Raw genomic sequence first — 14711 nt, 5'->3', positions numbered from 1 at the left:
GTACACCTAAGCCAGGTCCTGGGACTCCAGCCAGTCGGCGGCGACCGCGTCCGGGTCCTCGCGGTCCATGCGGATGCGTTCGTTGAGTTCGATCAGGGTGTCGGTGTCCAGCTCGGCGGACACGGCGTTGAGGGTCTCGCGCGTCGTGTCGTCCACCTCCTCGCTGTTGACCAGCGGGGTCACGTTCTGCGACCCGAACAGGTTCTCGGGGTCATCCAGCGGCACGAGGTCGTTGGCCCGGATCTCCGGGTCCGTGGTGAACAGGTTCGCCGCCTGGACGTCGCCGTCCGCGAGCGCCTGGGGCACCAGGGTGGCGTCCAGCGAGCGGAACTCGCTGAACTCCAGGCCGTAGGTGTCCTTGAGGCCGGGAATGCCCTGCGGCCGCTCCTCGAACTCGGGTGGGCCGCCGAACACCATGTCCTGGGCTTCGCCCTCCAGGTCGGTGATGCTCTCCAGCCCCTTCTCCTCGGCGGTCTCGCTGGTCACCGTCACGGAGTCCTTGCTCTGGGCGGAGGAGGACTCCAGGATCTCCAGCCCGTCGGGGAGCGCCTCGCGGACCGCTTTGTTGGTCTCCTGCGTGTTCCCCGGTTCGGCGTCGGGGTCGATCTGGTTCAGGATCCCCCCGTTGTACTCGGGAAACACGGAGAGGTTGCCCTCCGCGACCTGGTCGAAGTACACCTCACGGCTGCCGATGTCGAGCTGTGTCTCCACGGTCACGCCCTCGGCCCGCAACGCCTCGGCGTAGATCTCGGCGAGCAGGGTGCTTTCCGGGAAGTCGGCGGAGCCGACGACCACGGCTCCGCCGTCGCCCTCGTTGTCCCCGGCGAACGGGTCGGTTCCCCCGCAGGCGTTCAGTGCCAGTACCAACGGGGCACTGGCCGCCGCGAGCCGGAGTGGTGTGCGCATCGTGAACCTCTTCTTTCTCGGGGTCGGCGGGATACCTGTGTCCACGCTGTCGGGTCGGTCCGTCGGTGCCCTCACCGCACCGCCGTGGCGCGGCCGCGCAGCGCCGGCGCGACCGCCAACCGGCCGAGCAGCGCGAAAACGAGTGTCACCAACAGCGCCAGCAGGACCACGAGCAGCGCCCCTCCCAGCACCATCGCAATCTGCTGCCGCGCCTGGCCGTCCACGATGAACCGTCCCAGACCGCCGACGCCGACGTAGGCGGCGACGGTGGCGGTGGCCACCACCTGGATCGCGGCCGTGCGCAGGCCGAGCAGGATCAGGGGCAGCGCGATCGGGAGCTCGACGCGCAGCAGCACCTGCCAACCCCGCATCCCCATGCCGCGGGCGGCGTCGTTGAACTGCGGGTCCACCCCGCGCACGCCCTCGTAGGTGTTCACGAGGATGGGAGGGACGGCCAGCGCCACCAGCGCGACCATGACCGGGGTGACTCCGATACCGGTGGCGAGCACGACGAGCATGAGCACCCCGATGGTCGGCAGGGCGCGTGCGACGTTGGCCAGGCTGATCGCCAGGAAGCCCCCGCGTCCGGTGTGTCCGGTGAGCAGTCCCAACGGGACCGCGAGTGCCGCCGACAGCGCCAGCGCGATACCGGAGTAGCGGACGTGTTCCAGGAACCGCACTGGTATGCCGTCCGCGCCTGTCCACTGCTCGGTACGGGAGAACCAGTCCACGACCCCCAACGATCCGGCCAGTTCGGTCGCCAGGACAGTACCGGTCATCCGGCCCCCTCCGGTTCGGGTGCCTCGGCCGGCGCCCGTTTCGACAGCCCGCGTCCGGACCGCCGGAACGGTCGGGACGTCCGGGAGGCACGTGCCGGGCCGCGGCCGCGTTTCCAGGGGGTGAGCGCCCGCTGCAGCAGGACGAGCGCCCCGTCCACGAGGAGCGCCAACGCAACCGACAGAGCGATCCCCACCACGACCGGGGTGGGGAACTGGCGCTGGAACCCCGCGCTGAGGACCAGCTGGCCCAGCCCGCCCAGCCCGACGAGCCCGGCCACACTGACCATGCTGATGGTGGCCACCGCCGCCACCCGCAGGCCGGCGATCACGACGGGAACGGCGATCGGGAGTTCCACCCGCAGCAGGCGCCGCAGCGGCCCGAACCCCATGGCGACGGCAGCCTGGCGAACATGGGAGGGCACCTGGTTCAGTCCGTCGGCGACGTTGGGAACCAGGATCGCCAACGTGTACAACGCCAGCGGGATGATCGCCGTCGCAGGGCTCAGCCCCGTGTAGGGCAGCAGCAGGATGAACAGCGCGATCGACGGTATCGCGTACAGAACGTTCACCCCGGTGAGGAGGGGCGGGTACAGCCTGCGCCAGCGGGCGGCCGCGACTCCCGCGGGAAGGGCGATGAGGAGGCCGAGCAGGATCGACAGGAAGGACAGCTGCAGGTGCTGCAGCAGCCGGACGCCGATCGGGTCACCGAGGTTCCGCGCGATCCACTCCCACCGGAGGAACTGCTCGTCAGCCATGTTCGCTCCCTTCGGCTGGGGAGCCACTCGACTCTCCCACGGACCAGATGGCGGCGCCGAGGTCCGCCTGGGAGACCGCGCCGATGACGGCCCCCTGCGCGTCGACGCCGACGGCGCGGCCGGCGGGTGAGAGGACGGACGCGTCCAGCGCGGCACGCAGCGAGTCGGTGTGCACGGTGAAGATGTGGCCGTAGCCGACGAGTTCCGCGGTTTCCAGCGTCTGCTGGGCAGGGGAACGGCGCAGGGAGTCGGCGGCGACCCACCCGAGCGGGCTCCGGTCCGGGTCGACGACGAGCAGCCAGGGTTCCCCTGTCCTCTCCGCGACGGCACGGGCGTCGGCGACCGTGCCGGTGGACGCGACGAGGATGTCGTCCCGGAGGGACAGCGCGCTGGCGGGGAAGAACGACAGCCGCCGCACTCCCCGGTCGTAGCCGACGAAGGCCTCCACGAACTCGTCCGTCGGCTCGGCGAGCAGGCGTTGGGGGTGGTCGAACTGCGCCAGTTCGCCGCCCGGCCGGAACACGGCGATGGCGTCGCCGACCGTGACGGCCTCGTCGATGTCGTGGGTGACGAACACGATCGTCTTGTGCAGCTCGGACTGCAGCCGCAGCAGTTCCTCCTGGAGGCTGGCGCGCACGACCGGGTCGACCGCGCTGAACGGTTCGTCCATCAGCAGGACGGGCGGGTCCGCGGCGAGTGCCCGGGCGACTCCCACCCGCTGCTGCTGCCCCCCGGAAAGCTGGTGGGGGTAGCGCTTCGCGTGGGAGTGCTCCAACCCCACCAGGTCCATCAGCTCGCGGGCCCGCGCCCGTGCCCTGCGTTTCCCCCAGTTGAGCAGCAGCGGGACGGTGGCGATGTTGTCCAGGACGGTGCGGTGCGGGAACAGGCCCGCCTGCTGGATGACGTACCCGATGGACCTGCGGAGTTCGGCCGGGTTGCGGTTGCGGACGTCCTCGCCGTCGATGGCGACGGTCCCGTGTGTGGGTTCGACCATGCGGTTGACCATCCGCAGTGTGGTGGTCTTGCCGCAGCCGGAGGGGCCGACGAGCACCGTGGTGCGTCCCGTCCCGACGGTGAGGTCCAGGTTGTCGACGGCGGTCGTCCCGTCGGGGTAGAGCTTGCTCACTCCCGTGAAGGTGATCATGAAAAGAGCCGTATCTCTCCTACCGGAACCGCGGGCGACTCGTCGGAACGCACTTTCCCCTCCTCAGCGGGACGAAGCGGTCGGGGCCGGGCGTGCGGTGGGACCGGTCCGGCACCGTCGTGGGTGGTCACCCGCGGCCGGCGCACCACGGGACGAGCTGGCTGAGGTCGTCCAGCACCACGTCAGCACGGTCGGCCCCGGGATGGGTGGCGTGGCGGTACCCCAGCATCCCGCGCCGCAGCAGTGCCGCCGCCATCCCCGCTTCCTTGGCGGGAAGGACGTCGTTGTCGACCCGGTCGCCGACGTAGAGGATCTCGTCCGGACGGGTTCCCGTCTCCTCCTGGACACGCGCGAAGAACGCCGGGTCGGGCTTGGCCACGCCCCAGTCCTCGGAAACGTGGATGCCGTCGGTCGGCAATCCCATCCCGCGCAGCGCGGCTCCGGCCTGGGTGGGCTGGTTTCCGGCGATGACCACCCGCAGCTCCATGTCGCGCAGCGCGGCCAGGGCGGGGCGGACGTCGGGGTACAGGTCTCCGGCGTCGAAGTTCTCCCGCATGCTGCCGGGCTCGTCGCGCCGCCAGTTCGCGGACTCCGCCGCCAGGTCGAAGTCGGGTTTGACCTGGCGGAACGCCGAGGTCAGCGAGTCTCCCCGCTCCAGGGCGGCACCGATGAGTCCGAAGAGGGTCAGGTGCGGGACGCCGAGACGGTCGGCCCACCGCGCGAAGATACGTGTCTCGTCGATCAGGGTCTCGCCGACGTCGAACACCACACTGCGAATCATCTGCTGCTCGGGCTCGCCCCTCTGGGAGGCGGGAGGGCCCTTTCCCTACTTTCTGCGGCTGGCTGTGTGCGCGGTGGGGGCCGAACGGCCCAGTGGCGGAACCGGTCTCCCGCCTCGGGCGGGAGACCCGAGGAAGGGAGATTAACATAGCGGTGATCCGCGGCTTTTCCCCGGCTACGTAGCTTTCGGGAGCTTCCCGCCCGCACTGGAGGACCCCTCCGGGGACGCACTTAGGAGGGGGGACGCAGGACGGCGAAGGCGTCGGTGACCTCCAGCCTCCGGGAGCGGAAGCGGAAGAGGGCCGCCGGCCGCCCTCCGGAGCGTCCGGAACGGACGGATTTCCCGGTCTCCTCGATCTGGCCGCGGCGCAGAAGCACGCGGCGCAGGTTGGTGGCGGCGACGTCGTAGCCGAGAGCGGCCCGGTAGTAGCGCGACAGTTCGGAGACGGTGAACTCGTCGGGAGCGAGCGCGAACCCGATGTTGGTGTAGGAGAGCTTCGCGCGCAGTCGCCTGCGTGCGGAGCTCACGATCGCCGCGTGGTCGAACCCCATGGGGGGCAGGTCCGAGACGGGGTGCCACTGGGTGTCGGCGGGGACGACGGGATCGGTGTCCGCGGGGACCAGGCCCATGTAGGCGGTGGCCAGTCTCCGCTCGGAGGGGTGGCGGTCGGGACCGCCGCGGGTCTCCAACTGTTCCAGGTGGGTGAGGTCGCGCACGTCGACCTTCTGGGCGAGCTGCCGCCGGATCGAGGCGTCCAGCCCCTCACGCGCTCCCAACCGACCGCCGGGAAGAACCCATGCGCCCTCCGAGGGCGGGCGCGCGCGTCGCCACAGCAGGACGCTCAGGTGGTCGCAGCGGACCTGGAGCACCGCTGCGAGTACCTCGTGCGCCGCCAACACCTCGGGGTCGGGTCCCGGATCGGGCTGCCCGCGGAACGCGTCGATGGTGGTTCCCCCTGGAACGCTGGTGTCCTGATCCGTCTCTGTCCCGCTCATCGCCCCCATGATAGACTTCATCGAATTTTCGTCTATAAGGCAAAAACTAGGGCGGGTGCCTAGGTCCTGTTTTTTGGGCGCTGTTCGTCGCGAGCGGCGCCTCCGGTGCCGCCCGGCACGGCCGGCCAGGGAGGCGGAGCGGACCCTCCGTCGACCGGCGGGAACGCCGCCGGGCGGCACACCGGGGCGGCGCTCAGCAGGACACGCGTCCGAAAACAGGACCTAGCCCCCGCAATCAGGGCCAGTGGCCGATTCCGGCCCGCGGCCCGCGAACCGAGGGAAGAAGGACGTAACAATGGGCACCGCTCCGGCGGAGACCATGGACACAGCGACATGGGCCAGCGAGGTCCGTCGCCTGGCGCGGGAACGTGACGCGGTCATCCTCGCGCACAACTACCAGCGCCCCGAGATCCAGGACGTCGCCGACCACACCGGGGACTCACTGGGACTGTCCCGGCTGGCCGCCACTGTCGAGGCGGGCACGATCGTCTTCTGCGGCGTGCACTTCATGGCGGAGACCGCCAAGATCCTCGCGCCCGAGAAGACCGTGCTGATCCCGGACGCCAACGCCGGGTGCTCGCTCGCCGACACCATCACGGCCCAGGACGTGCGCGAGTGGCGTGACCAGCACCCCGGTGCCGTCGTCGTCGCCTACGTCAACACCACGGCGGCGGTCAAGGCCGAGACCGACATCTGCTGCACCTCGTCGAACGCCGCCGACGTGGTCCGCTCCATCCCCGAGGACCGGGAGATCCTCTTCCTCCCCGACCAGTTCCTCGGCGCCCACGTGCGGCGGGTGACCGGGCGGGACAACATCCACGTCTGGATGGGCGAGTGCCACGTGCACGCCGGCATCGACGGCCAGGAGCTCAGGGAGCGGGTAGCGGCCGAACCCGAAGCCGAGCTGTACGTGCACCCGGAGTGCGGCTGCTCGACCTCCGCGCTGTACCTCGTGGGTGCGGGCACCGTTCCGGAGGAGCGCGTCAACGTGCTCTCCACCGGGGGCATGCTGTCGGCGGCGGAGCGCTCCACCGCCGACAAGGTCCTGGTCGCGACCGAGACCGGTATGCTGCACCAGCTCCGCTCCGCCAACCCGGCCACAGAGTTCGAGGCGGTGAACCCGCGCGCCGAGTGCCACTACATGAAGATGATCACCGCGGAGAAACTGCTGGCCTCGCTCCGGGACGGCACCACCGAAATCACCGTGGACACCGGGACCGCAGCCAGCGCGCGCCGTTCCGTGGAGCGGATGGTGGAGATCGGCACGCCCGGCCGCGGCGGGGAGTGACCCCGGACTCCGGGGCAACCGCCACGGACAGCCACACCCAGCCACAACCGGACAGCAGCACTGGCCGCGGGGCCGCGCGCATCCGTCCACGCGGCCCCGCGGCGCGTGCGGCCGCCCGCCCGCGCCGACCGGCACCCACCGCGGCCTCCCCCGTGGACAACCCGGACCGGCACGCGGAACCGACGGACACGTACTCTAGAACCCGATTCGGTTTTTAGTCGAAAGGGTCCGCATGCGAGAAGTACCGAACGTGGCACGCCTGGGTGACGGCGTATGGAGCCTGCCCGTCCCGATACCGGACAACCCCCTCGGCTACACGCTCGTCTACGCACTGGCCACGCCCCACGGACCCGTGCTCGTCGACGCGGGCTGGAACCACGAGGAATCGTGGCAGGCCCTCACCACCGGCCTGGAGAGCATCGGGTCGAACGTCGAGGACGTCCACGGGGTCATCCTCACCCACTTCCACCCCGACCACTCCGGACTCGCCGAACGGATCCGCGCCACCTCGGGAGCCTGGATCGCCGCCCACCAGGCGGACGCCGACCTCGTCCGCCGGATCGCCGCGCTCAGCGGTGCCGAACAGAGCGAGCTGGAGCTCGCACAGCTGCGCCGCGCGGGGGCCTCCTCCGAGGAGATAGCGGAGTACGCGCAGCTGGAACCCCGCATCGACCCGCCCCCGCTGCCCGACCACGAGCTCTCGCACGGCGACACGCTCGACATCTCCGGGGCCAAACTACGCGTCATCTGGACCCCCGGGCATGCTCCCGGACACGTCTGCCTGCACCTGGAGGACAGCGGGTTCCTGTTCCTCGGGGACCATGTGCTGCCACGCATCACCCCCCACATCGGCCTCTTCCCGTTCGACGACGAACACGACCCCCTCGGGTCGTTCCTCGACTCACTGGAGCAGATCAGCACGGTCGACGCGTGGGCCCTGCCCGCGCACGAACAGCCGTTCACCGACCTCGCGGCACGCACCACCGAGATCATCGACCACCACGAGGAGCGCCTCTCGACGCTGTCCGCGGCGCTCTCCCCCAGTCCGGCGACACTGTGGGAGCTCGTTGTGAACCTGCCGTGGCGTAAGGGATGGGAGAACATGCACACGTTCGCCCGCCGGATGGCCGCCTCCGAAACCGCGGCGCACATGCGCACCCTGGAACGCCGGGAACGCGCCCTGCGGGAGCACGGACCCGACGGTGTGGTGCGCTGGACCTCCCCCTGACAGGAACCGGACCGGCACCAGTACCGTTGACTGGCGCGGAACACGCCCACGTTCCGGTGCGTCCCGCGCCAGTGGGACGGCCCTCCGGCCCCACGGGGAGGCGCAGCGGGAGAGGCACGCCGCGAACCATCCTGGAGCCGGGAAAACGGGGACGAGGAACCACGCATTAAACTGACGAGTAACATAATGCGCGTAAGCGAAACGGACATTCCTCCCCCCTATCCCCAGCCCCTGGCTGACGGGCGCTGTTCGTCCCGAACGGTGCCCACCGACCAGGCCCCAACCCGGTGGCCGGTGGCGGCGGGGCACAGTGAGCAGCAAGCGAGGTGACGCAGTGACTCCGCCGGCCGAGGCACCACCGCCCTTCGCATCGCCGGTTTCCGCCCCACCCCAGCGGTCCGGCACGCCGGCGGGCCACACTGCCCACTCGCCGACCGGGCGCCCCACCCTTACGACCCCGTTGCCGTTGGACTAGTCACATGCCCTACCCAGACCGTCCCCTGCGCGTCGCGCTGCTGTCCTACCGCAGCAAGCCCCACTGCGGCGGCCAGGGCGTCTACGTCCGCCATCTCTCCCGGGAACTCGCTGCCCTCGGACACCAGGTCACCGTCTTCTCCGGCCAGCCCTACCCGGAACTCGACGAGGGTGTCACGCTCGAGAAACTTCCCAGCCTCGATCTCTACAACGACGCGGCCCCGTTCACCGCGCCTCCGCTACGCCAGTGGCGGGACTGGATCGACGTGCTCGAGGTCGCCACCATGTGGACGGCCGGGTTCCCCGAACCCCTCACGTTCTCCCTGCGAGCGCTGCGCGAGCTGCACCACCGCCGCCACGAGTTCGACGTCGTGCACGACAACCAGACACTGGGCTACGGGATGTCCCGGCTGCACGCCGCGGGAGTCCCGCTCGTCACGACGATCCACCACCCCATAACCGTGGACCGGCGCATCGAGCTGGAGGAAGCGCGCGGGTGGCAGCGCGTCTCCAAACGCCGCTGGTACAGCTTCGTCGGGATGCAGGGACGAGTGGCGCGACGCGTCAACCCCATTCTCGTCCCCTCCCGTTCCTCCGCAGCGGACATCGCCCGCGAGTTCGGGGTGGACCGCTCCGCCATGGACGTTGTTCCCCTCGGCGTGGACACCCGGTTCTTCCACCCCCACGCCGAACTCGACCGCATCCCCGGACACCTGGTCTGCGTCGCCAGTGCCGACAGTCCTCTGAAGGGCGTCGCCACCCTGTTGCGGGCCACGGCGAAGCTCGCCACCGAACGGGACGTCTCCCTGACGGTCGTCAGCCAGCCCAAGCGCGGTGGCCCCACCGAGCAGCTCGTCGACGAGCTCGCCCTGGGCGACCGGGTCACCTTCGTCAACGGGATCGACGACACCGAACTGGGGCGGCTTCTGGCCAGCGCGCAGGTCGCTGTCGTCCCCTCCTACTACGAGGGCTTCTCACTGCCCGCCGTGGAGGCCATGGCCTGCGCCACCCCGCTCGTCGCCAGCGCGGCCGGTGCCATACCCGAGGTCGTGGGTGAGGACGGCGCCGCGGGGCACCTGGTCCCCCCCGGCGATCCCGAGGAGCTCGCCTCCGCCGTCGGTGACCTGCTGGATGACGAGACCCGACGCACCCGGATGGGCGAGGCCGCGTGGCAACGTGTACAGGAACGTTTCACCTGGCGTGCGGTGGCGGAAACCACGGCGCGCCGGTACACCGAGACGATCCACGGCCCGCACCGCTCCACGACCGACAGCACCACTACCCCAAGGAGCCAGCACTGATCACCGTCGACTTCACCCGGTTCCCCGTCGGTTCGGGCAATCGTGTCCTGGATCTCGGCTGCGGCAACGGGCGGCACGCGTTCGAGGTGTACCGCCGCGGTGCCGATGTCGTGGCTTTCGACCACAACGAGGACGACCTCGCGGAGCTCGCCACCATGTTCGCCGCCATGCGTGCCGAGGGGGAGGCTCCCAGCGGCTCCAGCGCCGAGACGGTCAGCGGCGACGCCCTGGACATGCCGTTCGAGGACGGTTCCTTCGACCGCGTCATCGCGGCCGAGATCTTCGAACACCTGCCGCACGACACCGCGGGCATGGCAGAGCTCTACCGCGTCCTGCGCCCCGGAGGCATCGCCGCTGTCACCGTACCGAGCTGGCTGCCCGAACGTCTGTGCTGGGCGCTCTCGGAGGACTACCACACTGTCGAGGGCGGGCACGTCCGCATCTACACCCGCGTCGAGCTGGAGGCCAAGCTTAAGGCGACCGGGTTCGAGATCGGGCCGCACCACCACGCGCACGCGCTCCACACCCCCTACTGGTGGATCAAGTGCGCCGTGGGGCCCGACAACGACGAGCATCCGGCGGCCAAGGCCTACCACCGGATGCTCGTGTGGGACATCCTGAACGGTCCGACCGTCACCCGAGGCGCCGAACGGCTGCTCAATCCCCTGCTCGGTAAGAGCATCGCCGTGTACGTGCGCAAACCGCTCCACCCGACCGCAGGGAACCGCACATGACGGCACAGCAGGAGCTGCCCCGTTTACCGGGCGTCCTGAGCGAGGAACAGGTACTCAGTTCCGCGCGCTACCTTCTCGGCGCGCAGCAGGAGGACGGGGCGCTTCCGTGGTTCCCCGGCGGGCACCTCGACGTGTGGGACCACGTGGAGTGCACCATGGCCCTATCCACGACCGGGCACCACGAAGCCGCGCGCCGCGCCTACCGGTGGCTGAGCGACGTGCAACACTCCGACGGCTCATGGCCCGCCAAACTGTGCGGCACCCGTACTGTCGACCCGACGAGGGAGACCAACCACGCCACGTACCCGGCGGTCGGTGTCTGGCACCACCTCCTCGTCACGGGCGACAGCGAGTTCGCCGAGGCGATGTGGCCGACGGTGCGCGGCGGGGTGGAATTCGCGCTTCGGCTGCGCACGGAACGGGGTGAGATCCCGTGGGCGTGCGACCCGGACGGTTCTCCCGGCGACCACGCGCTCCTCACCGGTTGCGCCAGTATCCACCAGGCTCTGCGTTGCGCCACGGCGCTGGCGGAGCGACTGGGTCGGCCACAGCCGGACTGGGAACTCGCGGCGACCCAGCTCGGGCACCTCGTCGCGGAGCACGCGTCGGTGTTCGCCGACCGTGGACGCTACTCGATGGACTGGTACTACCCGATCCTCGGCGGGGCGCTGCGTGGCGACGCCGCCCGGGAACGCCTCGACGCGCAGTGGGACACGTTCGTCCTCCCCGGTTTGGGCGCCCGCTGCGTCAGTGACCAGCCCTGGGTAACCGGTGCCGAAACCGCGGAGCTCGCCCTGGCGCTCGCTGCCATGGGCGACACTTCCCGGGCGATCGGCCTCCTCGCCGACATCCAGCACCTGCGCGACCCGGACGACGGGGCCTACTGGACCGGTTACCAGTTCGCGCACCGGGTGAACTGGCCGGTGGAACGCAGCACGTGGACGGCCGCGGCCGTGATCCTGGCGACGGACGCCGTATGCGAGGCGACCGCGGGGGCACGGATCTTCACCGACACGGCTGGGGACGTGTCTCCGGTCGCTCCGGAGCTCTGCGGCTGTGCCGCTCTCGTGACATGACGGTGGGGCGCGCCCGGCCCCAACAGCGGACGCGCCCCACCGGACGGCTCCCTACTGGGGTTCCGTTCCTCCCGTGTCGTCGCCGCTGTCCGTGTCGTCGCCCTCGCCTGATCCGGTGTCGCCCGTCCCGCCGGGATCCTGCGACTCTCCGCCCCCGTCTCCGGTTCCTCCCGGATCGTCGGGACGACCGGGGTTCTCGTTCTCGGGGTTATCGGGGTTGTCCGGTTGCTGGGGCTGCTGCTGCCCGGGGTTCTGCGGCGTCTGCCCGCCGGGGGCGGGGGAGGCCGGGTTCTGGGGTTGCGGGTCGACCGGCGTCTGCTGTCCCTCGTTTCCCCCTCCGGAGTCTTCGGGCTCCCAGTCGCTCGGTGGGTTGTCGCTGGGCGAGGGGAACTCCTCGACCTCCTTGCCCTGCATGGCTTCGGCCATGAAGGAGCGCCAGATGTCGGCGGGAAGACTGCCGCCGTTCACTGTCCCGTATCCGGGCACGGAGAACCGTTGGTTGTTCCCGTTGTACACACCCACGGAGGCGGCGAGCTGCGGGGTGTACCCGTTGAACCAGGCCGCGACGTTGTTGTCGGTGGTTCCGGTCTTGCCCGCGGCCGGACGCCCGTCGGGAAGCCGGGCGCGGGCTCCGGTGCCGCCGTTGACCACCTGCTGCATCGCGTAGGTAGCGTCAGCCGCGGTGTCGGAGGACATCGCCCTGTTGCTGGGGACGTCCTCGCGTTCGTTCTCCCCGTCCTGATTGGTGATCTCGCTGACGACGTGGGGTTGTACGTGCTTTCCATCGTTGGCGAACGTCGCGTAGGACCCCGCCTGGTCGATCGGACGGACGCTGGAGATCCCCAGCGCCAGCCTGGCAACCGCGGCCTGCTGGTCGGTGATCGCGCTCTCGGGCAGGCCGATGTCGGTCGCCATGTCCCGGACTTTCTGCAGACCGGTCTGCTGGGCGATGTTCGCGTAAGCGTTGTTGTTGGAGGAGGCCGTGGCCTGTGTCACGGTCATCGGGCCTCCGCCGGAGTGGGCGTTGCCCAGCGGAACCCCGTTGAACACCTGGTTGTCCGACCCGTCGACAACGCTGTTCAGCGTGAACGTCCCGCTTTCCAGCGCCGCCGCCAGCACGTAGGGCTTGAACCCGGATCCCGCCTGGGCCTTCCCCCGCGTCGAACTGTCGTACTGGTTCTCCAGGTAGTCATGGCCACCGTAGAACGCCCGAACCTCGCCGGTCTCCGGATCCACCGCGCTCATCCCGACGTTGACCCCGTCGGGAAGGGAGTCGATGTCGACACTGTCCTCCACGGCGCTGGTGGCCGCTTCCATCAGGTCCTTGTCGAAGGTCGTCGTGATCGCGTAGCCGCCCCGGTTGATGTTGTCCTCGGTATAGCCCAGATCCTCGAGTTCCGACATGGCCTGGTGCAGCATGTAACCCTTGTACCCGCTCAGGTCGTTCCCGTCGGCTGGGCGGTTCTCCTCCGGTTCGGGGCGTTCCATCTCGTCGGCTTCGGACTGGGTGATGGTGTCGAGTTCCACCATTCCGGTGAGGACGCTCTCCCACCGCTCCTTCATCGCCGGGGAGAAGTCGTTGTCGGCGTTACCGTACAGCGACGGTTGTTGGATGGCTGAGGCGAGGAAAGCCGCCTCCGAGGAGTTCAGGTCCTCCATGTCCTTGTGGAAGTACGCCTGCGAGGCGGCCTGGATACCGTAGGCGTTCCTGCCGAAGTAAATGGTGTTGAGGTACTGCTCCATCACCCATTTCTTCGACTTGGACTGGTCGACTTTCAGGGATATGACGATTTCTTTGAACTTACGTTCGATCGTCCGGTCCTTGCTGACTCCCTCGTAGTAGTTACGCACCATTTGCTGCGTTATCGTGGAACCGCCCTGGACCTGTTCCCCGGTAGCGGTGGCCCAGATGGCGCGTAGCGTTCCTGTGAGCGAGACGCCGGGTTCCTCCCAGAAACCGCGGTCCTCGGCTGAGATCACGGCTTCCTGGACCTCGGGGGGAATGTCCTCGTAATCCACCGGATCACGGTCTACCCCGCGCTCGGCGAATTTCGTTTCGCCATCGGAGTAGTAGAATGTCGACCCCTGGTCCGTGGCAACCTCTTTCGTCGCGTCCGGAACAGGGATCGTCGCGTAGGCTATGCCGAATCCCGCTATCGCCAGGACCAGGCACACGCCGACACCGATCAGTCCGGCCCGGGTGATTCGCCACCACAGTGGTTTCTTCGTTTTTCCGGGTGTTTTTCCGGAGGGAGGTTTCCCTCCGGCAGGGGCCGCGGAATTACTCGTATCCGACGCCACCGCTGGGGCCGCAGTGGTGCTTTCGACGGGGTTTTCCTCGGTGGGGGTGGCTTGCGGTTCCGCAGCCTCCGGGGAATCCCCGGAGGCTGCGAACTCCGGCCGCTTGGGCTCCGCCGCCGGGCTGGCTTGTTCCGCCGCGTTGGGCTGGGGGTCGACCACCTCGTGTGCGGCTGTCGTCACCGCGGAGCCCGTTTCCGTCGGCTCCGGCGGTGTGTCGCTCTCGCCCGCGGCCGCCTCCGTCTCCGGGACGGCTTCGTCACTGTCCCCGGTTGGAGAGCTTTCCTCTTCTTCCGGGTGGGAGCTGTCCTCGGGCTCCGGTGGTGTCACCGCGGGGTCGGGATGTTCCGACTGTTCCGCTTCGGCGCTGTCATCGGAGATGATCCCGGAACCAGCTGCCTCGTGGGCGTCGGGGGACGCCGCGACGGATTCGCTGGCACCATCATCGCCGGAAGGAACGTCCTCGGACGTGCCGCTCTCGCCCTCATCAACTGTCGCTGCGTCCTCGTCCGGGGCAGTGGAAGGGGGTTCCTGCTCGGGGGTAATGTGCGGGGCTGGCTCGGGTTGCCCCTCCCCGTCCTCGGAAGGCGTGTCCGAGGGGTCCTGGGACTGTGGCGGTTGGGAGGGGTCCTCCTCGGACTCCTCCTCTTTCAGAGGGCCGGAACGCTCTGGATCGCTTTCTCCCCATGTTCCGTCACTGCGGAAGTCGTACCCCTGCTCGGCAAGTGTCCGGGCGACCTGCTCCCGGAAAAAGCTTCCGCTGTCTTTGAAGGCGGCTGTTCCGGATTCCCGCTCATCGTTGGCAGCATCTTCCTCCCCTGCGGAGCCGTCGTTGGGTGCCTCGTTCCCGGGTGTGGCGTCCATGGAAGATGTCTCGGCCGTCTCTGGCGTATCGGTTTCCGGCTGTGGTTCTGTTCCGCCTTCGCCGTAGGTGCTCTCACTCAGTTGGTGG

At 69.3% G+C, this 14711-nt stretch carries 12 protein-coding genes; 5 read left to right on the top strand and 7 right to left on the bottom strand.

Translation table 11 applies throughout. The features are described 5' to 3' along the window. Positions 1–6 precede the first annotated feature (6 nt). From FHX37_RS03545 to FHX37_RS03520, 6 genes are all read right to left on the bottom strand, one after another. The gene (locus tag FHX37_RS03545; protein WP_141922080.1) at positions 7–906 is read right to left on the bottom strand and encodes an ABC transporter substrate-binding protein; all 900 of its coding nucleotides are present in this window, start codon (positions 904–906) and stop codon (positions 7–9) included. Positions 907–977: 71 nt separating this feature from the next. Then, on the bottom strand, positions 978–1685 hold the full coding sequence (locus tag FHX37_RS03540; RefSeq protein WP_141922078.1) for an ABC transporter permease: 708 nt from the start codon (positions 1683–1685) through the stop codon (positions 978–980). Beyond that, positions 1682–2440, bottom strand: coding sequence for an ABC transporter permease (locus tag FHX37_RS03535; protein WP_141922076.1), 759 nt, complete (start codon positions 2438–2440; stop codon positions 1682–1684). Before FHX37_RS03535 ends, FHX37_RS03540 begins: the two co-directional genes overlap by 4 nt. Then, entirely contained in the window at positions 2433–3584 is a 1152-nt protein-coding gene (locus FHX37_RS03530; RefSeq protein ID WP_141922074.1) for an ABC transporter ATP-binding protein, read from the bottom strand. Before FHX37_RS03530 ends, FHX37_RS03535 begins: the two co-directional genes overlap by 8 nt. Positions 3585–3711: 127 nt before the next feature. Next, positions 3712–4353 (bottom strand): HAD family hydrolase, encoded by a 642-nt coding sequence (locus FHX37_RS03525; RefSeq protein WP_246062051.1) that lies wholly within the window; start codon positions 4351–4353, stop codon positions 3712–3714. A 242-nt stretch (positions 4354–4595) separates the two neighbouring features. Continuing rightward, the gene (locus FHX37_RS03520) at positions 4596–5264 is read right to left on the bottom strand and encodes an NUDIX hydrolase (protein WP_246062350.1); all 669 of its coding nucleotides are present in this window, start codon (positions 5262–5264) and stop codon (positions 4596–4598) included. Positions 5265–5655: 391 nt separating this feature from the next. Here FHX37_RS03520 and nadA point away from each other — a divergent pair, with 391 nt between their 5' ends. The 5 genes from nadA to FHX37_RS03495 all read left to right on the top strand — a co-directional run bounded on the left by nadA (position 5656) and on the right by FHX37_RS03495 (position 11461). After that, positions 5656–6648, top strand: coding sequence for a quinolinate synthase NadA (nadA, locus tag FHX37_RS03515; protein WP_141922070.1), 993 nt, complete (start codon positions 5656–5658; stop codon positions 6646–6648). A 232-nt stretch (positions 6649–6880) separates the two neighbouring features. After that, positions 6881–7876, top strand: coding sequence for an MBL fold metallo-hydrolase (locus FHX37_RS03510; RefSeq protein WP_141922069.1), 996 nt, complete (start codon positions 6881–6883; stop codon positions 7874–7876). A gap of 479 nt (positions 7877–8355) precedes the next feature. Next, positions 8356–9651, top strand: a complete 1296-nt coding sequence (locus tag FHX37_RS03505; RefSeq protein WP_141922068.1) for a glycosyltransferase family 4 protein — start codon at positions 8356–8358, stop codon at positions 9649–9651. Continuing rightward, a complete protein-coding gene (locus tag FHX37_RS03500; RefSeq protein WP_141924986.1) occupies positions 9648–10385 on the top strand; it encodes a class I SAM-dependent methyltransferase in 738 nt (245 codons plus the stop codon). The genes FHX37_RS03505 and FHX37_RS03500 overlap by 4 nt, the downstream gene beginning before the upstream one ends. Continuing rightward, positions 10382–11461, top strand: a complete 1080-nt coding sequence (locus FHX37_RS03495; protein WP_141922066.1) for a glycoside hydrolase family 15 protein — start codon at positions 10382–10384, stop codon at positions 11459–11461. Before FHX37_RS03500 ends, FHX37_RS03495 begins: the two co-directional genes overlap by 4 nt. 51 nt (positions 11462–11512) lie before the next feature. Here FHX37_RS03495 and FHX37_RS03490 read toward each other — a convergent pair whose 3' ends face one another. Further along, complete coding sequence (locus FHX37_RS03490; RefSeq protein WP_246062050.1) at positions 11513–14623, bottom strand: transglycosylase domain-containing protein; 3111 nt, start codon at positions 14621–14623, stop codon at positions 11513–11515. Between the last annotated feature and the right edge of the window lie 88 nt (positions 14624–14711).

This window comes from Haloactinospora alba, assembly GCF_006717075.1.
GTDB lineage: Bacteria > Actinomycetota > Actinomycetes > Streptosporangiales > Streptosporangiaceae > Haloactinospora > Haloactinospora alba.
Note: the sequence above shows the minus strand (reverse complement) of the source record. Positions and strands in the feature narration are given on the sequence as shown.